The following is a 284-nucleotide window of genomic DNA, read 5'->3' as shown; positions in this document are numbered from 1 at the left end:
GGAAGTTAAGCTCTCTAGCGCCGATGGTAGTTGGGACCTTGTCCCTGTGAGAGTAGGACGTCGCCAGGCAATATTATTCCGCAGTAGCTCAGCGGTAGAGCTATCGGCTGTTAACCGATCGGTCGTAGGTTCGATTCCTACCTGCGGAGCCATTGGAGAGCTGTCCGAGTTGGCCGAAGGAGCACGATTGGAAATCGTGTATACGTCACAAGCGTATCAAGGGTTCGAATCCCTTGCTCTCCGCCATAAGGAATTTATAATATTTGGCCCGTTGGTCAAGTGGT

General features: G+C 51.8%; 2 tRNA genes. Both read left to right on the top strand.

The window, feature by feature from the left end:
- The first annotated feature begins 77 nt into the window (after positions 1–77).
- Positions 78–152, top strand: a tRNA-Asn gene (locus B5P42_RS17910).
- Positions 153–154: 2 nt separating this feature from the next.
- Positions 155–246: transfer RNA gene (locus tag B5P42_RS17905), tRNA-Ser, on the top strand.
- Positions 247–284: the final 38 nt, after the last annotated feature.

The sequence above is a fragment of the Bacillus sp. SRB_331 genome, assembly GCF_003264175.1.
Taxonomy (GTDB): Bacteria; Bacillota; Bacilli; order Bacillales; family Bacillaceae_G; genus Bacillus_A; species Bacillus_A mycoides.
This window is presented reverse-complemented; position numbering and strand designations above follow the sequence as displayed.